Annotated in this window: 17 protein-coding genes and 1 pseudogene; 6 read left to right on the plus strand and 12 right to left on the minus strand. The window is 57.6% G+C overall.

All coding sequences use genetic code 11. From position 1 onward, the window contains the following. Positions 1-37: 37 nt before the first annotated feature. The 8 genes from BN1125_RS17305 to tapM form a co-directional block, all read right to left on the minus strand. Positions 38-1,615: an SPOR domain-containing protein gene (locus BN1125_RS17305; protein WP_042013810.1), complete on the minus strand. Its 1,578-nt coding sequence runs from the start codon at positions 1,613-1,615 to the stop codon at positions 38-40. Continuing rightward, positions 1,605-2,687: a 3-dehydroquinate synthase gene (aroB, locus tag BN1125_RS17310; RefSeq protein WP_042013811.1), complete on the minus strand. Its 1,083-nt coding sequence runs from the start codon at positions 2,685-2,687 to the stop codon at positions 1,605-1,607. Before aroB ends, BN1125_RS17305 begins: the two co-directional genes overlap by 11 nt. A gap of 14 nt (positions 2,688-2,701) precedes the next feature. After that, positions 2,702-3,220, minus strand: coding sequence for a shikimate kinase AroK (aroK, locus tag BN1125_RS17315; RefSeq protein ID WP_042013812.1), 519 nt, complete (start codon positions 3,218-3,220; stop codon positions 2,702-2,704). 191 nt (positions 3,221-3,411) lie between these two features. Next, positions 3,412-5,622, minus strand: coding sequence for a type IV pilus secretin PilQ (locus BN1125_RS17320; RefSeq protein ID WP_042013815.1), 2,211 nt, complete (start codon positions 5,620-5,622; stop codon positions 3,412-3,414). Positions 5,623-5,638: 16 nt separating this feature from the next. Continuing rightward, entirely contained in the window at positions 5,639-6,172 is a 534-nt protein-coding gene (locus BN1125_RS17325) for a pilus assembly protein PilP (RefSeq protein WP_042013817.1), read from the minus strand. Next, on the minus strand, positions 6,169-6,768 hold the full coding sequence (gene tapO, locus BN1125_RS17330; RefSeq protein WP_042013819.1) for a PilO family type IV pilus biogenesis protein TapO: 600 nt from the start codon (positions 6,766-6,768) through the stop codon (positions 6,169-6,171). The genes BN1125_RS17325 and tapO overlap by 4 nt, the downstream gene beginning before the upstream one ends. After that, positions 6,765-7,343 (minus strand): PilN family type IV pilus biogenesis protein TapN, encoded by a 579-nt coding sequence (gene tapN, locus BN1125_RS17335; protein ID WP_042013821.1) that lies wholly within the window; start codon positions 7,341-7,343, stop codon positions 6,765-6,767. Before tapN ends, tapO begins: the two co-directional genes overlap by 4 nt. Beyond that, positions 7,331-8,392 carry a PilM family type IVa pilus assembly protein TapM gene (gene tapM, locus BN1125_RS17340; RefSeq protein WP_042013822.1) on the minus strand — a complete coding sequence of 354 codons (1,062 nt, stop codon included), beginning with the start codon at positions 8,390-8,392 and terminating at the stop codon, positions 7,331-7,333. The genes tapN and tapM overlap by 13 nt, the downstream gene beginning before the upstream one ends. Before the next feature lie 297 nt (positions 8,393-8,689). Between tapM and BN1125_RS17345 the strand changes: the two genes are divergently transcribed. Beyond that, positions 8,690-11,161 (plus strand): penicillin-binding protein 1A, encoded by a 2,472-nt coding sequence (locus BN1125_RS17345; RefSeq protein ID WP_042013823.1) that lies wholly within the window; start codon positions 8,690-8,692, stop codon positions 11,159-11,161. A gap of 49 nt (positions 11,162-11,210) precedes the next feature. Here BN1125_RS17345 and oxyR read toward each other — a convergent pair whose 3' ends face one another. Both oxyR and BN1125_RS17360 read right to left on the minus strand, forming a co-directional pair. Then, a complete protein-coding gene (oxyR, locus tag BN1125_RS17350; RefSeq protein WP_042013825.1) occupies positions 11,211-12,110 on the minus strand; it encodes a DNA-binding transcriptional regulator OxyR in 900 nt (299 codons plus the stop codon). Positions 12,111-12,473: 363 nt separating this feature from the next. Then, positions 12,474-13,334 (minus strand): Vmh family MBL fold metallo-hydrolase, encoded by an 861-nt coding sequence (locus tag BN1125_RS17360; protein ID WP_042013827.1) that lies wholly within the window; start codon positions 13,332-13,334, stop codon positions 12,474-12,476. Between the two features lie 124 nt (positions 13,335-13,458). On the opposite strand from BN1125_RS17360, the pseudogene BN1125_RS19800 reads away from it, so the two are divergent. Continuing rightward, positions 13,459-13,709 (plus strand): annotated as a pseudogene (locus BN1125_RS19800) (helix-turn-helix domain-containing protein); the annotation flags it as partial. Positions 13,710-13,783: 74 nt separating this feature from the next. On the opposite strand, the gene BN1125_RS17365 reads toward BN1125_RS19800, so the two are convergent. Then, positions 13,784-14,563: a BPSS1780 family membrane protein gene (locus BN1125_RS17365; protein WP_042013830.1), complete on the minus strand. Its 780-nt coding sequence runs from the start codon at positions 14,561-14,563 to the stop codon at positions 13,784-13,786. A gap of 274 nt (positions 14,564-14,837) precedes the next feature. Here BN1125_RS17365 and BN1125_RS19920 point away from each other — a divergent pair, with 274 nt between their 5' ends. Both BN1125_RS19920 and BN1125_RS19925 read left to right on the plus strand, forming a co-directional pair. Then, positions 14,838-15,137 carry a hypothetical protein gene (locus BN1125_RS19920; protein ID WP_244268516.1) on the plus strand — a complete coding sequence of 100 codons (300 nt, stop codon included), beginning with the start codon at positions 14,838-14,840 and terminating at the stop codon, positions 15,135-15,137. Positions 15,138-15,172: 35 nt separating this feature from the next. Further along, positions 15,173-15,658, plus strand: a complete 486-nt coding sequence (locus BN1125_RS19925) for a M23 family metallopeptidase (protein ID WP_244268517.1) — start codon at positions 15,173-15,175, stop codon at positions 15,656-15,658. 40 nt (positions 15,659-15,698) lie between these two features. On the opposite strand, the gene BN1125_RS17375 is transcribed toward BN1125_RS19925, so the two are convergent. Beyond that, positions 15,699-17,054 carry an MATE family efflux transporter gene (locus BN1125_RS17375; protein WP_042013832.1) on the minus strand — a complete coding sequence of 452 codons (1,356 nt, stop codon included), beginning with the start codon at positions 17,052-17,054 and terminating at the stop codon, positions 15,699-15,701. 155 nt (positions 17,055-17,209) lie between these two features. On the opposite strand from BN1125_RS17375, the gene mscM reads away from it, so the two are divergent. Next, positions 17,210-20,488 carry a miniconductance mechanosensitive channel MscM gene (gene mscM / locus BN1125_RS17380; protein ID WP_042013833.1) on the plus strand — a complete coding sequence of 1,093 codons (3,279 nt, stop codon included), beginning with the start codon at positions 17,210-17,212 and terminating at the stop codon, positions 20,486-20,488. 24 nt (positions 20,489-20,512) lie between these two features. Then, positions 20,513-21,196, plus strand: a complete 684-nt coding sequence (locus BN1125_RS17385; RefSeq protein WP_042013835.1) for a glycerophosphodiester phosphodiesterase — start codon at positions 20,513-20,515, stop codon at positions 21,194-21,196. The last annotated feature ends 78 nt before the right edge of the window (positions 21,197-21,274 follow it).

Below are 21,274 nucleotides of genomic sequence, written 5' to 3' on the forward strand. Positions count from 1 at the left end.
AAGGGGGACGATTCTACCCCCTTATCCGCTATCAAGGCTATTGCTTCAGCTCTTTTTGCACCTGGGCAAACGACTTGGGCCAGGGCTGGCCTTTGAGCAAGGCTGGCGAAAGCTGGCGAATCGCACTCTTGGCCTGAGACAGACCGGCATAATCCCCTTGCAGCACCACATACCAAGGACTGCCACGGAATTGGGTCTGATAGACCCAGACCTTGCCAGCCAGACCATGCTCGGCGACAAACTGATCCACCGCCTTGGTGTTGCTCGCCCCCATCAGCTGAACGCTGTAGTGGTTGCGCGGCTTCTTGTTCAAGGTGGCGACCGGAGTCAGGGCCACCTTGGGTGCAGGCGCGGCAACCGGCTCGCTGCTGGCGGTTTTAGCGGTGGCCGCTGGCGTTGCAGTTGTTACCGGGCTCTGTGCCTTGGCGGTACTGGCTGGCGCAGTGGTTGCGATTGCACCACTGGGGGCTATGCCACTCGTGTTCTTGCCGGTCAGCTCGTCCACCACGTCAGTAGGCAGTGCACCGCTCACCTTGGGTTCTGTCATCAGCTTTTGCACGACCTCGTCGGAGATCACCACCCGGCGCCCTTCGTAATTGGTCGATTCGGTGGTCACTGTTTCACTCTCCACCGATTTGGGCAGTGCTTTCGCTTCCGGCTGCCAATCCTTCACCACATCGTTGGGATTGCTGGCTGACGGGCTGTTTTGCATGCCTTGCGCATCGGTTTCGGCCTGTGAACCATCGACGGTCAGAGGATCTCCCCTAACCGGAATTGGCAATGCCGTACTCTGCGCCGTGTCTTGCGACACCACGTTGTTGTCACTGTCAAACAGCGCAGGCAGCAGGTAGCTCAGCGCCAGCAGACCGCCAGCGACCAGCGCGATGGCGGTGGCAATCTTCTTGACGGGCAACTCCGCCTGGCGCTTCTTGGGCCTTCTGTCGGTCATGATATCCTCCAGTAACTGCATGATGGTGGCCGGATGTCCATTCGCCGTCTTCAGGATCTCCTCCACTTGCGGCTTGGGCAAGACGGTCGCCGGGATCTTGAGCACTTTGGCTTTTTCATACAAGAAGATTCGCTGCTCGGGCGGGCTCAGGGGTGGCACTTCCAGCTCAAGGGCTGGCATGGCGCGCCCTTTCAACTGCGGTCGTTGCGTACGACACCAGACGTCGCTGCCCGAGACGATAATGGCCAGCTGATGGGGCGCCGCCAGGGTATCGTTATGACGAATGATCGTCCATAACTCTCCCAGCAGTTCGGCCGGTAACTGGTCGGCCCGCTCTATCATCAGCAGCAAGGTGGCAGGCTTGCTCCCCTCCAGCATGCGAAAGAAGCTCTCTGCCAGCGCATCCTGCGGATTGAACAGCGGCCGCGCCACCACCTGTGGCAGCAATAGCTGGCGCACGTCCACCATCTTCATGGCAGGCGTGCCGATCAGGCTCACCACCCGCACTTTTTCCGGCAACGCGCCAAGCAGGGATTCGCACAGGGTGCCGCGCCCACAACCGGGTTTGCCGGAGAGAAAAACAAAGGGGTGATTGAATTCGATCAGGTGCAGCAGCCGGTCAACCAGCTGCCGCTGGGAAGGGAGTTTTAGCAGTTTATTCGTCACGACCAGACTCGATCACCGCCAGCAACTCGGCATCGGACACATCCCCCACCACTTGCGCATGACCGATGCCAACCGGCAACACCAGACGCAATTTGCCTTCCAGCACCTTCTTGTCACGACGCATATGGCGAATAAAGGCGGCAAAATCCATCTCGGCAGGGGCATGAATGGGTAAATTGGCGGCCAGCAGCAGGGCGCGAACCCTGGCTACGTCCGCAGCAGTCATATCGCCACGAGCCTGCGCAGTCCAGGCAGCCAGCATGGTGCCGGCAGATACCGCTTCACCGTGCAGCCAGTTGCCATACCCCTGCTCGGCCTCGATGGCATGACCAAAAGTGTGACCCAGATTGAGCAGTGCCCGCACACCGTGTTCGGTCTCATCCTGACCGACCACATCGGCCTTGATCTCGCAGCAGCGTTTGATGGCGTAGGCCAGCGCGGCAGGTTCCAGCTGTTGCAGACGTACCATGTTCTGCTCCAGCCAGCTGAAGAAATCAGCATCCCAAATGATGCCGTACTTGATCACCTCGGCCATCCCGGCGGCAAATTCGCGGGCAGGCAAGGTACTCAGACATTCGGTATCGATAACAACCTGTTTGGGCTGATAAAAAGCCCCAATCATGTTCTTGCCGAGGGGGTGGTTGACCGCAGTTTTACCGCCGACAGAGGAGTCAACCTGGGAGAGCAGGGTGGTCGGGATCTGAATAAAAGGAATGCCACGTTGAAAACTTGCTGCCGCAAAGCCCACCAGATCCCCAATCACGCCGCCCCCCAGAGCGATCAATGTCGTATCGCGCCCATGGTTGGTTTCAAGCAGAGCAGACATGATCCGCTCAAAGGTAGCCAGGTTCTTGTATGCCTCGCCGTCAGGCAGGATCAGGTGTTCAACCTGAAAACCCGACAGCAGGGCGGTTACCCGTTCAAGATAGAGCGGAGCAACGACCGTGTTGGTCACTATCATTACCCGCTTGCCCTTGATGGTCGATACCAGCGCCTCGGGGCGCTGCAACAACCCGGCAGCTATCTCGATGGGATAGCTGCGTTCACCCAGTTCGACCTTCAACCGTTCCATGGACGTCCTCTAGATTACATACCGATCAGCTTTACAATTTGATTGGCAACGATTTTTGCGCTCTGGTCATCGGTCTGCACAACAAAGTCGGCAACCTCCTCATACAGGGCATTGCGCTCTTGTGCCAAGCGTTCCAGTACTTCGCGTGCCGGTTCTTCGGTCTGTAGCAGAGGGCGGCGTTTGTCTCGCTGTGTGCGCGCCAGCTGCTTTTCAATAGTGGTTTCGAGGTAGACCACGATGCCACGAGCAGATAACTTGTTGCGGGTTTCGCGACTCTTGATGGCACCGCCACCCGTCGCCAGCACGATACCCTGCTGCTCTGACAATTCGCCGATCACCTTCTCTTCGCGAATCCGGAAACCCTCTTCGCCTTCAACATCGAACACCCAGCCGATATCAGCACCACTGCGGCGCTCAATCTCATGATCTGAGTCGAAAAACTCCATATGCAGTTGTTCTGCCAGATGTCTACCTATGGTGCTCTTGCCCGCACCCATGGGACCTATCAGGAAAATATTGCGTTTCTCAGCCATGTCTTTTCGTTAGTAATTACAAACTGTACGACCCCGATAAATACTGGATCGGGGTACCTATGAACCTTATCTTGCGATGGATCAGGAGGGGGATTATCTCAATAGATATCGGGACTGGCAACCGCAGCCCTTACGCCCCAGCCTCATTGGGGCGTAAGGTTATATGTGTTTTATCCTCACATGTAAAGCATTCAGAAGGCGTCGGTGACTATCTTGGGTGTCACGAAAATCAGCAATTCCCGCTTTTTGTTCTCGCTGGTGGTCTTGCGAAACAGGGCCCCCAATCCAGGGATATCCCCCAGCAGCGGCACCTTGGTCACATCGCTTTTGATGGTCTGCTGATAGATGCCACCCAGCACCAGCGTCTCGCCATTGTTCACCAGCACCTGAGTGGTGATGGACTGGGCATTGATGGAGACAGCATCTCCGGTGCCGGTCGGTACCGTTTCCCCCTTGGTATCCTGGGTCACGGTCAGGTCGAGAATCACCCGATTATCAGGGGTGATCTGCGGGGTAACCTTCAGGCTCAGTACCGCCTTTTTAAAGGTGACCGAAGTAGCCCCACTGGAAGAGGACTCCACATAGGGGATCTCGGTACCCTGCTCGATCAACGCCGGTTTCTGGTTCGCCGTGGTCACACGCGGACTGGCGATAATCTCGGCCTTGCTCTCTTTTTCCAGCGCCGACAACTCGAGATCCAGCAAGGTGCCATCAGCCAGACGGGCAACCTGGAAGGCCAAAGTACCGGCCGCATTGGTCACCGGCAGGTTGACGTTTAGCCGATCATCTGCAGCGGGTCTGGTAATTGCCGAACCGCCATTGTTGTTACCGGAGCCGTCATTGCCCTCAATGGTGCCCGAGGTACTGTTGCCGTGACCGTCGTTCTTGGTCACCCCCCACCGCACCCCGAGTGCTTCATCAAACCCGTCATCGATAGTGACCATCCGCGCCTCAATCACCACCTGCTTGACCGGGATATCGAGAATATCCAGCATCCGCTTGATGCTGCTGATGACCTCTGCCGTGTCCTTGACCACCAGCACGTTGGTTCGCTCATCCACACTCACCGCGCCGCGCGGCGACAGCAACTTGGTGCTCTCGGATGAGAGCAGAGCCGCCACTTCGGTGGCCTTGGCATAGTTGATCTGCAAATATTCGGTATACAGCGGCGCCAGATCTGCCACCTGATTGCGGCTCTCCAGCTGCTGTTTCTCCCTGGCCGCAATCTCTTCAGCCGGAGCTACCAGCAGGATGTTGTTATCGAGCCGCTTATCCAGACCGCGCACTTTCAAAATGATGTCGAGCGCCTGCTCCCAAGGCACGCCATCCAACCGCAGAGTCAGATTACCCGCGACAGAGTCTGTGGTCACCAGATTGAGATTGTTGAAATCGGCTATCAGCTGCAACACGGTACGAACAGGAATATCCTGGAAGTTCAATGAGATGGGCTTGCCCTGATACTGCTTGGCTGCCGTGGCCGCCATCCGCTTTTTCACTTCGATAATAAAGAGCTTGTCTGCCTGATCATAACGGTAATCAAACTGACCGTTGATCGACAACTCAAACAGGGTATCGCTCCCCTGCCGGGAGACCTCAACCTGAGAGACGGGTGTCGCAAAATCCTGCACATTGATAAGGTTTAGCAAACCATCCGGCACCCGAGTACCGTGGAACTTGGCCACGACGGTCTGGCCACGGCTGCTGACATCGACGGCGGCTGAGCTGTTGTCCAGCGTGACCAGAAACTCCCCCTGACCATCCTTGCCACGACGGAAATCCACCCCGGTCACCGAGTTGAAATAGGCACCGCTTCCGCTGTTCTGATAGCTGCCGAGCAGCGGTTTGCTGGCCGTAGGTGTTGCAACAGGGGGGGACACAGGCGCAACAGGCATGGACTTGGCAACGACCTGAGCATTGAGCAGCGCCGAGGGGGCCGGAGTGGTCACCATTGCCGAGGGGGCTGTTGCGGCAGGTGCAATCAGGGCGCTTTCGCCACTTATATGGGCAGCTGAGGCCCCCTCACCTAGGGAAACCAGCAACTTGTTACCCTGTTGCTGCACCTGGTAGGGCGCCAGCTGATCGAGCGCGATCTTGATATCAAGACCTGCCCCCTTTCCTTCCACCTTGATATTGTCTACCCCCTGGCGCTGAATAGGCAGCGGGTTCACCTTGAGCGCGCCCACTGCACCGGGTACATGCAACAGAAGCTGGTTAGGTTGATAAGATAGACGATCGGTAAAGCCGCTCACAGGCTCGCTAAAGCTGAGTTCCACTTGCAGCTGGTCTGCCAGCAATGGATTAACTTTTATCTCTTGCAAGGTTGCTATTGCCCACGCCTGACCAAAAGCACTGGCGCAAAACAGCAAAGCCACTTTTGTTACACTGTCTATGGTTGTTCTCATTGCTGTTCGTCCCTGATTATTGTTTTTCTTGCATATTGGCCATCGCCAACTGGGTTTCTCTTGTTACCCAGCACCCCTTCCCGTCCGGAATGGTTTCCAGCAAATCCACTGCCGTAGGAGTAATCTTGATGACTCTACCCTGATCGAGCCCCATATACTGGTTGAGCCCGACCCGTATTGATTTTCCATCGGGTGTACTGATCAAGGCCCACAACTGCCCAGCTCTGCCCAAGGATCCGTGCATTGACAAGCTGGCGAGGGAGTAGTTTTCCAGCACCTCTTTTTCTCTGTCCATCATCACTTGTGCGCAATCAGGCTTCACCTTGGCATTGTGCGCTTGCCCGGCACTTGCTTCTGGCTGTGGCATCATGAAGGGGCTGCGCAGATCCTGTTGTTGATAGCGCATGGGGGAGAATGGCTTCAACTGGGGTAAAGGTTCAATAGGTACAGGGGGTCTTGCCTTGGTTTGGGCAATATAGGTATCCATCTCCTCCTGACCACCACACGCCGCCAGCAAGATGGCAGGTAACAACCAGCAGACGCGTCTCATTGTTTCTGCTCCACTGTTTTACCGTTGTACTTATAGGTTTTGGCCAGCATCGACATCGAAATCAGGTCTCCCGCATCCTTGCTCTGACCCAAGGTAAAGGAGTCGAGGATCACGATGCGAGGCAGGGCCGCCATATCTGCCGTAAACTTGCCTATCTGATGATAATTACCCACCACCTCAATTCGCATAGGTAATTCGGTAGAAAATTCGAGCTTGACCTCTGGCTCCCAGTTGATTCGATTCAGTTTCAAGCCATTATCGGTGGCAATAAAGCTGATATCATCCAACAAACCGGCAACCTCATGGGTATTGGGCAACTGCTTGAGCTGGGTATCGACCAGCTGCTCTAGCTGGATCATTTGCGCCTTGTAGGCCTCCAGATTGGCTGCCAGCATCGCCTTGCTTTCAAACTGGCCTTTCAGCTCCGTCTCTCTGGCGCTCTCTGTGCTCAGATTGCTCAATGAATTGGCAATCACGTAGTAATAAATAGCGCCACCGGTCAACACACAGCACAGCAAGATAAAGACCGCTTTTGCCCATTTTGGCCAGCTCGCAATGTCATTCAGATCAAGCTCGTTGAGTTGCTGAAGGTTCATTTACCCTCCTTGGCCATATTCTCGGCTGCCGCGGTATCATTGGCGATCAGGAACATCATCGTGAATTGGCTCAACGATACCGGCGCGACCTCCGCTGCAAAAATGGTGCTTATTTTCGACTGCCCCAGCCAGCCGGAGCCATCGATTCGACGCATCATGCTGGCCACTCGACCATAGGCTTCCGTCTTGCCATTGACATCGATAATATTGTTCTGCAATGAGAGGGTATTGAGGTAAACCCCATTGGGTACCAGAGAGGGGAGCTGGTTGAAGAGGCGAACGGGCACATTCCGACGCATTTGCAGATGTTCGATGAGTTGCATCCGATCGATCAGCTCCTTGCGACGCTCTTTGAGCAGCCGGATTTCTCCCAGTTGAGCATCCAGGAACGTCATCTCCTGAACCAGTCGCTGATTACGCTGCTGCTGGGCGGCAATCTGACGCTCGACCAGCCAGTTGGCAAAGAGACTCAGTGCAACAGTGGCCAACACAAAAAGTCCAAGCAGGGCACCGAACTGTTTCTTTTGCCGCTGAGCCCGGGCCTCACGCCAGGGGAGAAGGTTTATATTTGACATGGTGTAAAACTCCTCAGAGCCAACCCGAATGCCGTCATATATTTAGCGCCATGTACCAGATCCGTCTCCCCTTTCGGTTTGCCAAACAGGGCGAACAAATCCGGATGAAACACCTCGCAATTGGCCTCTTCTTTTACCTGCACCAACAAACCGGGTAGCAGACTGCCTCCCCCCGTCAGCACCAGTTTTGCGATGTCTCGATAGCCTGACGAGCTGCAAAACAGCTGGATATTGCGACGCACCTGTTGTAACAACAAATTGATGTGGGGCATCAGCACATCCAGCTCATGGTCAACTGGCAAGGTACCTTTGGTTTTAGCCTGCTCAGCTTCATCCAGCGTCATGCCATAAAAGGAGGAGAGCGCCTGGCTGTACTGATCGCCACCGAAGTTCTGCAAGCGGGAGTAGATCACCTCCCCCTTGACCAAGGCAGCAAAGGTCATGGCACTGGCACCAATGTCGATCACCCCGATTGGCCGTTCACTCTCCTGCAATTCGGGCAGACAGGCCACCACGGCACGGCCCAGTGCATGGGCGCCCACATCGACTACCTTGACGACAATGCCAGCCTCTGCGAGGGCACTGACCCGACCGTTCACGCTCTCGGTGCGGGCTGCGCTCAGCAGAACATCCTGACGATCTTCACTGGCGCTGGTACCCAGCACCTCAAAATCGAGGCTCACTTCATCGAGGGGGAAGGGAATGATCTGCTCGGCCTCCAGCTGCACCTGATTCTCAAGGTCTTTGTCACCGAGGCGAGCATCAATCTGGATTACCTTGGTGATCACATTGGAACCGGTCACGGCCGTCGCTGCATTGTCGCTATGGCCAGAGATAAGGCGCTTTAGGCTTTTCAAAGATGGGCTGACTCGTTCAATATCCTGCAATTGATAGTCAACCAGTGTTCCTTTCGGGGTAGCAACCTCTGTAGCAGACTCAATATGCAACTTGCCGGGACGGCCACTGAGCGTCACTGCCTTGATGGTCTGGCTACCGAAATCAATGCCCACCAGGGGGAGGAGGGATCCCTTGTTAAATAGCCCAAACATATACACATCCATGCGTTATTGGGTTTTATGCCTGAATTGAGTGTAGGACACTCTATCAGATGAGAACTTGAACCATCCTAAATACTCTAACTATCAATGTCATAAAGTTTATATCGAAAAGTGACCCACCTCGCTTTCTTGGGATAAAGGAGGTGCCTTGGTTATTGATCACCGTGGTGCTAACCTCTCGCCTCCTGCCGATGGGTGACGTGCCACAGGAAAACCTCGAATTCCTGATGGCAAAAGGGCTATACTCTGCGCCCGTTGGCTAAATTTAAGACGATTGGTAGTTCTTCCATGCTGAAATGGCTCGTTCGCCTGTTTATTGTCATGATGCTGGGTGCAGTGCTGGGTGTTGCCAGCCTCATCGGTATCTACTTTTATATCAAACCCCAACTGCCCGATGTCACCGCACTGCGTGATGTCAAACTGGCAACCCCGATGCGGGTCTACAGCCGGGACGGGGAATTGATCGCCCAATATGGCGAAATCCGTCGCATTCCGTTGCGTCTGGATGAAATCCCCCAGCCAATGATCGATGCCGTCCTGGCAACCGAAGATGCCCGCTTCTACGAGCACCCAGGGATTGACCCCATCGGTATCATTCGCGCCGCATCCGTCTGGGCTGTCTCAGGCCATGCCCGTCAGGGTGCCAGTACCATTACCCAGCAGGTTGCCCGCAACTTCTTCCTGAGCAATGAGAAAACCATCATCCGCAAGATCAAAGAGGTCTTCCTGGCCTGGCGGATCGAGCAGAATCTCTCAAAAGACGAGATCCTCGAACTGTACCTTAACAAGATCCCCCTCGGTTATCGCTCCTTCGGGATCGGTGCTGCGGCTCAGGTTTATTTTGGCAAAGAGGTCAAGGATCTGGGACTGGACGAGATCGCCATTATTGCCGGTCTGCCTAAAGCCCCCTCCATGCTCAACCCCATCCGCTCTCCCGAGCGCGCCTTTGCTCGCCGCAATGTCGTGCTGGGCCGGATGCTGGAGACTGGCAAGATCACCCAAGCCCAGTTTGACGAAGCCTCCAAGATGCCGATCAAGGCCCGTTACCACGGTGCCGAAGTGACCCTGCACGCCCCCTATCTGGGGGAAATGGTTCGCCAGAAGATGGTCGAACAGTTCGGTGAAGATGCCTACACCATGGGCCTGCACGTCTACACCACCGTCTCTGCCGAACGTCAGCAGGCTGCCAGACAGGCGCTGCTGGATGGCGTTTTTGCCTACGACATGCGCCACGGCTATCGTGGCCCGATGGCTCAGTTGTGGAAGAGTGGCGAGACAGCTTGGGATTACGAGCAGATCGTGGCTCACCTTGGCAAGCAACCCACTTATGATCCACTGATGGCGGCGGTCGTGACCAAGCTCGATGATCGCAGCGCCACGCTGGTGCTAAAAAATGGCAAGGAAGCAGAGCTGGGCTGGAATGGAATCAAATGGGCTCGCTCATTTATTACCGACGACCGTCAGAGCTATGCTCCCAAATCGGCGCGCGATGTGCTGAAAGTTGGTGCCCAGATCTGGGTGCGGGAAGAGGGTGAAGAGCTGCTGTTGGCCCAAATCCCGGACGTCAACGCCGCGCTGGTCGCCATGAACCCGAAAAATGGCGCGCTGGAAGCGCTGGTCGGTGGTTTCAGCTTCGAGCTATCCAAATTCAATCGGGTTGATCAGGCGCGTCGCCAGATCGGTTCCAACATCAAGCCTTTCCTCTATGCGACCGCGCTGGAGCACGGCTATACCCTGGCGTCGCTCATCAACGATGCGCCGATCAACCAGTGGGATCCGTCAAAAGGGCCCATGTGGCAGCCCAAGAACTCCCCGGCCGTTTATGATGGCCCCACCCCGCTGCGTCTGGGTCTGGCCAAGTCCAAGAACGTGATGTCGGTTAGACTAATGCGCGCCATCGGTCTGGATACCTATATCGACGGTCTGACCCGCTTTGGCTTCCCCCGCGACTTCATCTCGCCCCATGAGTCGCTGGCGCTGGGCGCTGCCGAATTCACCCCCCTCGAGGTAGTGCGTGGTTACTCGGTTCTGGCCAACGGTGGCTTCCTGGTGACCCCATACTTCATCGACAAAGTGACCGACAGCCTGGAGCACACCCTCTATCAGGCCAATCCTGCTATTGCTTGCACCACCTGCGAACAGCAGGCTGCGCCCGAGCAGAGCACACTGCCGGAGCCAACTGTTGATGGAGCCGCACAAGATGGCACGCAGACCCCTCTCGCGCCAACCATCGCCCCGCATACCATCAGTGCCCAGAGCGCATTCCTGATCACCGACACCCTGAGCACAGCCATCTGGGGTGGCAACGGCTGGCGTGGTACCGGCTGGCGTGCCGCCCGCGACCTGAAACGTCACGACATCTCCGGTAAAACCGGTACCACCAACGAATCGCGGGATGCCTGGTTCTCCGGCTATACCCCGGACATCGTCGCCACCTCTTGGATCGGTTTTGACAACCACCAGCGTGGCCTTGGCCGTGCCGAGTTTGGTGGTGGCGCCGCGCAGCCTATCTGGATCGACTTCATGAAAGTTGCCCTCAAAAAGCTACCGGAGCACAAGATGCCGGTTCCCGAGGGGATAATGACGGTGAGGATTGATAGCGAAACTGGCCTGCTGGCGACCGGAGGCGGCACCGATGAATACTTCAAGGAAGGTACCGAACCGACCCGCTACGCAGCACCGAGTTCAGACGGCAATCAGGTCTACGGGGGTAACAACCCCGATGTGGAAGGACCTGTCTCTACCGACGATATCTTCTAAGCCATCCGCGTGACAAAAACAAAACCGGCAGCCAAGGCTGCCGGTTTTTTTATTGGGCCAACTGAGTGCTCATCAGTGTAGCTATCGAGGCAGCCAGCTCGTTGAAACAGGGGCGACGCACCGAGTAGTGGCGATAGAGCAGCGAGATGGTGCGTCCCGGCACCGGATCAACCACCGGTCGATAACTCACCCCTCCCTCATCATGATCAACAGGTACGGCCAGCTTGGGCACCAGGGTCATGCCGCTACCGGCTGCCACCATGTTGCGCAGGGTCTCGAGACTGGTGCCCTTGAAGCGTTGATCCTCACCGATCCCGCCAGCGAAACAGAACCCCATCGCCTGATCCCGCAAGCAGTGCCCGTCGGCCAGCATCAGCAATTTCTTGCCCTTGAGATTGCCGAGCGGTACCTGCCTGGCCTGTGCCTCGGAGTAATGGCAAGGCACCGCCAGCCACATCGGCTCGTGATAGAGTTGGATTGAACCAAACCCCTCCATCCCCGGCATCTGGGCCAGAATGACGCAATCCAGCTCCCCCTCTTCCAGCCGTTTGAGCAGGGTTTGGGTCTGCTCCTCATAGAGGTAAAACTCCAGCTGGGGAAAGCGTTCCCGCAGGCTCTGGATAATGCGGGGCAACAGGTAGGGGCCCACTGTCGGAATAAAACCGATATGGATCTCTCCGGACATCGGCTCGGAGAAGTGTTGGCCAATGCTCTTGAGCTCGCGCACCTCCTTGAGCACCCGACGCGCCTGATGGGCCATGGCATCGCCAGCCGGGGTAAACAGCACCTTGCGCGAGGTTCGTTCGATCAGAATGACCCCGAGCTCATCCTCCAGCTTGCGCAACTGACCGCTCAGCGTCGGCTGGCTGATAAAGCAGCGCTCGGCCGCCTTGCGAAAATGTTTTTCCTCATCCAGCGCCACCAGATATTCGAGATCGCGAAGATTCATACAGCAAGAGTCCTGCAAGGAAAATGGGCCATCAGCATGCACAATGTCGCCCGGCGGGACAAGTCATCCGCTCGCACTGGCCAGGATCCCCCGCATATATTTCTGGGCAGCCAGCTCATATTCCTGCTTGGCCCTGCCAAAAGTCAGCGTATGCTCACTGACCTCCTGTGCATCCTTGTTGAGTCCGACTATCGTTGCGGCCCCTGCAACTGGGGGGGCGACTCCGTAGCCTCAACCACAGAGCGGACCATAGACATCATGGAGGGTTGTTGGTTGTTCGCTCGCCTTCATTCTCACTTCCATCCTGGATAAAAATCCGGGCCCAGGGCCCGGTAAAAATACAAGGGAAGCTGACTCAGTGGCTTACCACTTCATCTCGCCGGTATTAACCCTGGCACCGATGGCCAGACCATCGTCAACCGGCAGCGCCGGATAGCCCTTCTTCAAAGCCTCGATCAGCTCACCGGAGTTGTTCGCCTTGGCCAGCTCCTGCTCGAAACGCTGTACATAGTCACGGGTAAAAGTCACAGCAGCAGTGCCTTTGGGCGCAGTCCCCAGGAAGTGGCCCGGTACCACGCGTTCGGGTTTCAGGGCCAGCAGGTTGTCCAGCGCCTTGATCCAGTTGCTGCGGGCCGCTTTGGTCTGGCTGTCCGCCATCCAGACATGCACCCCGTGGTAAACCGGCACACCACCAAACGCGGTCTTGATGGAAGGAGCCCAGAGATAGGCATTGGGGGTGTTCATCTCTTTGATCTCTATCTGCTCACCATCCAGCGTCAGGTGGCTGGCCGTCATCACTTGCGGCACAATCAGACTCTTCGGTGCCCCCTTGCCCAGGATCGGCCCCCAGTAGCTCAGCTTGGCATCCTTGGTCTGGTTGATATGGTCAACCACATGCTGGTCAGCCAGTACGTTGACATCCGGGAACGCCGCCATGACTGGCTCCAGACCGAAGTAGAAATCCGGGTCACCGCCACTGATATAAACAGTGGTCAGCTTCTTGCCGCTCTTCTTGATCAGGTCGACCAGTGCCTGGCCATTTTGTACGTCGAACTGGGCATCGATCAGGATCGCCTCCTTGTCACCGGTCACCAGTGAGGAGGAGACCGGGAAGATCGCCTTCTCACCGGGGTTGTAAACGGTCACGCTCAAGGGGGCGGCCAGCGCGGCACCGCTCAGCAGGGTAGTAGCCAGCGTCAGGTTGCGGATCAGGGTATTGTTCATCATCTCTTCCTCGTTAAGTATGCGGGGGCATTTGATGGACAGAGTGTATTGAAACATCAAATGTTCAAATACAACCTAAAAGTCGCATCACTGTTGCGCAAATCGAACATATTGAGAGTCATAGATGGATCAACTGACCGCATTGCGCGGTCTTCGTCAGCGTATTCGGACAGGGGAACCTGTGCGGCACCAGGGAAAAACAGGGTATGTCACGCGCCATGGTATCGCCCTATCTGGCCGAGCTGGCTCGGGGCCCGCCTGCTGCATCGCCCCAATCACCCTGATCGGGACGAGGAGGAGGCACCAAACCGCGCTTGCACCATGCTGACGCTCGGAGAAAAGAGGGAGCTGCTCACCATGAAGGGGGCTCCCAAGACTGTCGCTTGCTCACAACGATGGATGCTCAAGAAACCGCCGCTGTGAGACCCCTTGTCATGTTGAACAGTGGATCAGGCTTCAAATCCGAATGGTGCTGAATTTGGCGCTTCCTGCTTTGCGCGCTCGTCCAGAAAAATATCCCGATAAGCCACATAGATGGAGTAGTTAAGCGCCGGGATGACCACCAGCAGACCCACCAGCAGCAGCGCTGCACCAAACAACAGCAACATGGCAGAGAGCAGCCCCCACCAGAAGAAGGGCCACATATTGCGCCAGCAACCGAAGAAGCTCAGGCGCACCGCCTGGATGATGCTGACATCATGGAAATAGATCAGAGCAGGCGCAAAGGTCACCGCCATCAGTACCGGAATGAGCAGCACCATCCCCACCAACAGCACCAGCAGCAGTTGCTGCAACTGGGTCGCAGAGACCACCATGCTCTCGGGATCCTGAGCCAGCACAGAGAGCAGCCCCCACATGGAGAGCAGACCGAGACAGACGAGGCCAACCAGACTAAACAGCAGCAACACCAGCAGACCGCCGAGCATCAACGGGGTCAACTTGTGGCGAAAACCGGCGAAGAGATCGGCGAACTGCAGGGGGGCCCCCCGATATCCTCGTGCAGCGACCGCCACCCAACCCGCGCCCCACACCATGTACAGGAGTTGGGAAATAAGGCTACCCGCGGGCAGTTGATCCAGCAGCATGCCCACCAGAAACCAGACCAGCACCATGGCGACACTGATCCCCATCCCCTTGTTGAAGATATCGAACCCGCAGCGAACCCAGACCCAGCCACGACCTGTTTTGTGCCGTGCTGGCGTTGTGCGCAAAGGGGGTAATCCGCTCATATCATCTCCTCGGAGTATTACTGGCATCAGTGCCGGAAGCCGATTCTAGAGCCAGGGCGAGGGTGACTCAATGGCGAAGCAGCCCGACCACGACATAAAACCTGACGCAGCGATACACAAAAGATGCCTGCACTACTCCGCGCATCTGGTTGCCCCGACCATAACGAGGCACAATCCGTCCCCTCCTCCGAGCGTCACAGCACCGGGTAATCGAGTGTCATCCCGCCATCCAGGGCGTTTAACTATCGAGTGGTATCGTCATGAGAGCTGTTTGTTGTCGTTATTGTTACTGGCCAGCCAGTCGGCGCGGGCCGCGGGGCTTATCCGTCGCCTGCTCAACCATCCGGTGCCGGGTTGGGTTGCGGTGATCTCTCTTGGTGCCTCAGCCGCTGCGCCCACGGCCCGCTATAACGACAAGCCCGTGCTGGTGGTGCGTGAAGACAACCAGTGGATCGCCATCGTTGGCGTTTCACTCAAGAGCTCGCCCGGAACCCAGCAACTGACCACAGGTGATGGCCGTACTCTCAACTTCACCGTCACCGCAAGCACTACCGCGAACAGCACATCAGGCTGAAGAACAGCCGTCAGGTCAATCCGCTCGCCGAGGATATGACCCGCATCAACCGCGAGCTGGCGGAGCAGACCCGCGCCTACCAGACCTTCAGCCCCAACCAGCCGAGCAACCTGCTGTTTGACAAACCGGTCAATGACCCCCTCTCCAGCCCGTTTGGCCTGCGCCGCTTCTTCAATGGCGAGGAGCACAACCCCCACTGCGGACTCGACTTCGCCGTGGGCGCAGCTACCCCGATCAAGTCCCCTGCCGCGGGTAAGGTGATCCTGATTGGCAACGACTTCTTCAACGGCAATACCGTCTTCGTCGACCACGGTCAGGGGCTCATCAGCATGTTCTGCCACAAGTCGAAAATCGATGTGAAGCCGGGTCAGGGCCTGCCGCGTGGCGGCATTGTCGGGCGAGTCGGTTCGACCGGTCGCGCTACCGGCCCCCATATGCACTGGAACGTCAGCCTGAACGATACCCGGGTCGATCCCACCATCTTTATCGGTGCCTTCAAACCCGGAACCGGCTGCCCCTGATAACAAGAGAGGCAGCCGATGGCTACCTCTCTGCGATCTGTCATCCACGTCTCTTTGCCTCTCCGGCCTGCGTGTGGGCTGCAGATTCCCGATGCATTGCCCGCCACATCACTAGCACCAGCAATAAACTGCAGCTAGGCAACGCCAGCCACACCCCGGGCACGCCCCACAGGGTCGAGAACCCCCACAGGAAACCGCCGATCAATACCAGCTTGCCACCGGTGAGCAGGGAGGCGATGCGGGCCCGGTTGATGGCCTGAAAATAGGTGGCCCCGACCAGCAGCAACCCCTCCATCGGCAGACCCCAGAAGTAGAGCCAGATCCCGAGGCTCGCCACCGGCAAGAGGGCCGCGTTGTCGCCGGCAAACAGATAGACCGCCGCCTCCGGCCAGAGATAGAGCGGCACCATACCGCACAGCGCGATGGCGACCGTCAAGATCAGCGCCAGATTGCGTACCCGCAACACCCGCTGCCAGTTGCCCGCCCCCGCATTGAAGCTGGCGATGGGCTGAACGCCCATGGCGATCCCCTCGAAGATGAGATAGAAGAAAGCCTCGGTATAACTGATCACGCCGTAGGCAGCCACATGCAGGGAGGAGCCTACGGCCAGCAGCGCCTTGTTGTGCAGTGCCAGCACCACCGAGAGGTATAAATACATCAGAAAGCTCGACACACCGAGGCGCAGCGTCTCTCCCATCAGCCGCAGATCGGGACGCAGAGTATCCCACCCAATCCGCAGCGTGCTGCGCGGTGTGAAGAAGTGCCACAGGCAGGCGAGGCCCGTCACTGCCTGGGAGAGCATGGTGGCGATGGCCGCGCCTGCCAGTCCCCAGGGAATGACGGCCATCAGCAGATAGTCGAGCAGCACGTTGAGTACACCGCCCCCCACCAGGATCCAGGTGGTGAGTCCGGGGCGCCCGTCATTGCGCAGCAGGGCGGTGAAGGCCATGGAGAGAATGGCAAAACCGCCGAGCCAGGCATACCAGTGCAGGTAGGCCAGACCGGCGCTGAAAATCTCCCCTTCGGCCCCCATCCAGGCCAACATGGTGTTACCGTGACGGATCCCGACGTAGGCAAGCAGCATCGCAGCCATCAACACCATCACCAGCCCATTGCCGACAATATGGCGGGCCTTCTGCTGCTCGCCGCGCCCCAGATGAAAGGAGACCAGGGCCGATGCGCCCATGCCGATCAAGGCTCCGACTGCATAGAGCACGGCACAAATCGGATAAGCGAGCATCAGGCCAGCCAGCCCGTCCTGACCCAGAATATGACCGACAAAGATACCGTCTATGGTGACATAGATGCCGGTGACCAGCATGGCGGCCACGGTCGGCGTAACGTAACGCCAGAAAAGGCGAGATAGCGGGGCTGTGCCCAGATCAACGGCTGACATATGTGGCCCAGTGCAGGAAAAGCGCCAAGGATAATAGCGAAAGGACCGCACGACTTCCTGCTATTTGTGTTACGAATCATTAATATAGACTGCTTTACCCAGCTCCCGACCCTGCTTTAGGCTAGGACCACACTTTCTGAACGGAAACGAGCCTCATGTTGCAACGCCTGCTCACTTTTCTGCTGCTCTTTCTGCTCCTGCTTCCCACGGCACAAGCTGATGATGACATTATCCAAACCGAAGCCTTGCTGCAGAGCGTACCCAAGAGTGACACCCCAGAGAACCAGAAACTGCGGGAGAGCTACCAGCAAGCCCTGCAATATGCCAGAGAAGCGCAGCGCTATCGGGAACAGAGCAAAGCCTACCAGCAGATCCTTATCGATTATCCCAAGGAGTCGGCACGGCTCAAGGAGAGCCTGCACAACTATCAGCCGCTATCTCGTCCGCAGCTCGACACGCTCAAGGAGGAGGCGCTTCGCCAGGCCATTGGCCTGAGCAGCAACCGTCAACTCAACCTGCGCAAGGAGCGCCAGGGGGTAATGGACAGCCTCAATCAACTGGAGAGCACCGGTCAGGAGTATCACCTGCGGGTAGATGATCTGCGTAAACAGTTGCAACTGACCCGCAACCAGCTGGATCGGCTTAGCTTCAGCAGCGAATCGGATCGGCTGCAGGAGTCCCAGCAACTGGTGACCAGAATGAAGGAGCAGAGCCTCTCAGACCGGATCCAGATGCTGGAGCTGGAGCAGCTTTCCGCCCAGCAGCGCAACGATCTTGGCAAGCTGAAACTGCAACAGCTCAATCTGGCCATCGCCGATGAGGATGAGTGGCAAGCCAGCCTGCTGGCACAGCAAAACCAGTTACGGCGGGAGAAGACCGAGCTGGCACTCAAAGAGAGCGAGCGGCTGCGCAAGCAACTGACCAACGACATGCCGCTGCTGCTGGAGCAGCAGCAAAAGAACCAGGCGCTCTCCATCCAGCTCGGCACGCTGGAGGATCAGATTGAGCGGGTGCAGGACGAGCAGCGCAACATCGACAAGAACTTGTTCGAGCTCAACGATCTGGTCAACTCGGTGCGGGAGCAACTGGAGTGGCTGCAGATCAGTACGGCTTATGGCGAAAACTTGCGCAGTAAACTCTCCGACCTGCCAGCCTACTTCCCCCTCGACAAGCTGGAGTCGGAGATCGTCAATGCCCGCATGGCCAAGTATCATTACGAGAGCGAGCAGGATGGGCTCAAGGATACCCGCCAGTTGCGCGACAAGCTGATGGCCGAAGAGGAAGTCACGCTGGATCGCCCGCAATTGTCGGTGCTCGACAACCTGCTCAAAGCCCGTCGGCAACTGCTGACCCGACTCAACGATGCATCAGACACCCTGATTCAGGAACAGACCAGGCTGAAACTGCTCTATAGCCGCCAAAACAGCAAGATCGACGAAATCCGTGATCTCAGCGCCAGCCACCTGTTCTGGCTGCCGGATGTGCGCCCCTTTACCCCACAGGTGATGCTCGGTATTCCCGCCGCGCTGACCCTGGCCTTCAACCCGAACAACTGGCTGCAACTGCCCTATGCCATCGCCGAAAACAGCCCCCTCACACTCACCCTAGCAGGCCTTGGTCTGCTGGTACTGATCTGGAGCTGGATCAAACTGACCCGCTATTTGAGCCTGTTTAGCGACTACATAGCACCGCGGATCGGCAAGGTGACCCAGGATAAATTCAGCCTCACCAGCCGCCTGTTGCTGCGCTCCCTGATCGCATCCCTGCCGCTGCCCGCCATGGTACTGATGGTGCGCGGCCTGCTCGAAGGGGCCTGGCAATACCCGTTCGCCGTCGCCATCGGGCGTGGACTTGGCGAAATATGGTTTCTGCTGCTGGCGCTGGTGATGGCCCGTCACCTGACGCTGGATCGGGGGATCCTGATCCTCCACTTCCGCTGGCCCCGCGAACAGGTCCAAAAGATCTGGGGTCAGTTTCGCACCCTGTTGCTGGTGCTGATCCCGAGCTTCTTCGTACAGGGGATGGCCAACAGCTATCAGGATCACGCCTTCTACGACTCCCTCGGCAGGATGGCCTTCATGATCGGTGCACTCTGGCTGCTGCTCTTCTTCGCCCGCCTCAACCGGGAGCGGTTGCCGCTCACCTGGGGCCAGAGTGACATGACCAAGCCCCACCTGCTGCACCACTTCATCTGGAACAGCCTGATGCTGGCGCCGCTACTGGCGGTGATTGGCGCCCTGTTTGGCTACCTCTATACGTCGCGCACCCTGCTGCGCCAGCTGGAGCTGAGCCTGCTGATGGGGCTCGGCTGCTTGCTCATCTACTACCTAGCAAGACGCTGGATGCTGATCCAGCGCCGTCGTCTCGCCTTCGAACGGGCCAAGAGCAAGCGGGCCGAGATCCTGGCCCAGCGAGACCGTGACGAGCATCAGGAGGAGCTGAGCTCGGAGATCCCCGATGTGGTGGAAGAGAACGAGCTGGATCTCGATACCATCAGTGCCCAGTCACTGGGGCTGGTACGCACCCTGCTGATGCTGGGCTTCACCATGCTGGTGGTGGTGCAATGGTCGGATCTCAACTCCGCCTTCAGCTTTCTCAGCACTATCGAGGTGTGGCAGGTGAGCAGCAAGATCGGCGGCATCGAGCAGCTCTCCGCCATCACCTTGCAAGACCTGATGATGACTGCCTTCGTCTTCATTCTGACCGTGGTCACCGCCCGCAATCTGCCGGGGCTGATGGAGCTCACCCTGCTGCAGTACCTGAGCCTCTCCCCCGGCACCGGCTTTGCCCTCACCACCAGCAGCAAGTATCTGGTGATCCTGATCGGGGCTCTCACCGGCTTCTCCATGCTCGGCATCGACTGGTCGAAGACCCAGTGGCTGGTCGCTGCCCTCTCGGTGGGGCTCGGTTTCGGTTTGCAGGAGATCTTCGCCAACTTCGTCTCCGGCCTCATCATCCTGTTCGAAAAGCCGATCCGGCTCGGCGACACCGTCACCATCCGCGATCTGACCGGGACCGTCACCAAGATCAAAACCCGGGCCACGACTATCGTGGATTGGGATCGCAAGGAGATCATCGTCCCCAACAAGGCCTTCATCACCGAACAGTTCATCAACTGGTCGCTCTCCGATGCCATCACCCGGGTCAAACTGCGGATCCGGATCGGCCTGACCCGGGATCCGAAACAGGTGCAACGGATCCTGGAAGAGTCGATTCAGGCGTCGACCCTGGTGCTGGAGACCCCCACCCCGGAGGTATTCCTGACCGAATTCACCGACTCGGCACTGATCTACGAGATCCGCCTCTACGTCAACAATATGGATCACCGGATGCCCATCACCCACGAGGTTCACTCGCTAGTGCTGGAGAAGATGCAACAACAGGGGCTCACCCTGCCCCATCAACAGATCGACATTCACCTGAGCCGGGGCTGACCCGCGAGGTAAAAGGAGCAGAACATGCAGATTATTGCCCACCGGGGCGCCAGCGGCCTGGCACCGGAAAACACCCTCAAGGCGATGGCCAAAGCGCTGGAGCTGGGAGCGCCAGCCATCGAGATCGACGTGCAGGCGGCCGATGGCGAGTTATGGGTCTTTCACGACCGGCGGCTGGAGCGCTGCACCAACGGCAAGGGAGCGTTAACCGAGCAATCGCGCACCTATCTGGAGCAGCTCGATGCCGGTGAGGGCGAGGTGATCCCGACCCTGTGGCAGGTGATGGAGCTCATTGCCGGACGCTGCGAGCTGCATATCGAGCTCAAGGGCGTCGATACTGCCGACGCGGTGGCAGCCCTGACCCGAAAGGCAGAGACAGAGCTTGGCTTTACCACCGAACAGTGGGTGGTTTCCTCATTTCATCATCGGGAACTGGCCAAATTTGCCACCATCAGGCCAGATATCCGGCTCGGCGCCCTGACGGCCAGCCTGCCGCTCGAGCAGGCACGGTTCGCCGCAGAGCTGGGAGCCTGGTCACTCAATTGCGACGTGGATTTTGTTGATCGGCAGCTGGTTGAAGATGCCCACAGTCGTGGCCTCAGGGTGCTGGTTTATACCGTGGATTATCCTGACGACTATAAAAAGCTGGCCAGCATAGGGGTCGATGGAATCTTCACCAACCGACCGGATCATTTTCTGGCGAAGTGAGGGGGGCGATACGCGTATAGATAACCACTGATTTAGGCACTAATTTAAATAGCTAACCAGGATAGAAAAAGTTCTACT

This window comes from Aeromonas fluvialis (assembly GCF_000819885.1).
Taxonomy (GTDB): domain Bacteria; phylum Pseudomonadota; class Gammaproteobacteria; order Enterobacterales; family Aeromonadaceae; genus Aeromonas; species Aeromonas fluvialis.

What these genes read in the sequence shown, in the direction of transcription:
- aroB (WP_042013811.1), bottom strand. Translation starts at nt 2,687, where the DNA reads ATGGAACGGTTGAAGGTCGAACTGGGTGAACGCAGCTATCCCATCGAG.
- aroK (WP_042013812.1), bottom strand. Translation starts at nt 3,220, where the DNA reads ATGGCTGAGAAACGCAATATTTTCCTGATAGGTCCCATGGGTGCGGGC.
- BN1125_RS17320 (WP_042013815.1), bottom strand. Translation starts at nt 5,622, where the DNA reads ATGAGAACAACCATAGACAGTGTAACAAAAGTGGCTTTGCTGTTTTGC.
- BN1125_RS17325 (WP_042013817.1), bottom strand. Translation starts at nt 6,172, where the DNA reads ATGAGACGCGTCTGCTGGTTGTTACCTGCCATCTTGCTGGCGGCGTGT.
- tapO (WP_042013819.1), bottom strand. Translation starts at nt 6,768, where the DNA reads ATGAACCTTCAGCAACTCAACGAGCTTGATCTGAATGACATTGCGAGC.
- tapN (WP_042013821.1), bottom strand. Translation starts at nt 7,343, where the DNA reads ATGTCAAATATAAACCTTCTCCCCTGGCGTGAGGCCCGGGCTCAGCGG.
- tapM (WP_042013822.1), bottom strand. Translation starts at nt 8,392, where the DNA reads ATGTTTGGGCTATTTAACAAGGGATCCCTCCTCCCCCTGGTGGGCATT.
- BN1125_RS17345 (WP_042013823.1), top strand. Translation starts at nt 8,690, where the DNA reads ATGCTGAAATGGCTCGTTCGCCTGTTTATTGTCATGATGCTGGGTGCA.
- oxyR (WP_042013825.1), bottom strand. Translation starts at nt 12,110, where the DNA reads ATGAATCTTCGCGATCTCGAATATCTGGTGGCGCTGGATGAGGAAAAA.
- BN1125_RS17360 (WP_042013827.1), bottom strand. Translation starts at nt 13,334, where the DNA reads ATGAACAATACCCTGATCCGCAACCTGACGCTGGCTACTACCCTGCTG.
- BN1125_RS17365 (WP_042013830.1), bottom strand. Translation starts at nt 14,563, where the DNA reads ATGAGCGGATTACCCCCTTTGCGCACAACGCCAGCACGGCACAAAACA.
- BN1125_RS19925 (WP_244268517.1), top strand. Translation starts at nt 15,173, where the DNA reads ATGACCCGCATCAACCGCGAGCTGGCGGAGCAGACCCGCGCCTACCAG.
- BN1125_RS17375 (WP_042013832.1), bottom strand. Translation starts at nt 17,054, where the DNA reads ATGTCAGCCGTTGATCTGGGCACAGCCCCGCTATCTCGCCTTTTCTGG.
- mscM (WP_042013833.1), top strand. Translation starts at nt 17,210, where the DNA reads ATGTTGCAACGCCTGCTCACTTTTCTGCTGCTCTTTCTGCTCCTGCTT.
- BN1125_RS17385 (WP_042013835.1), top strand. Translation starts at nt 20,513, where the DNA reads ATGCAGATTATTGCCCACCGGGGCGCCAGCGGCCTGGCACCGGAAAAC.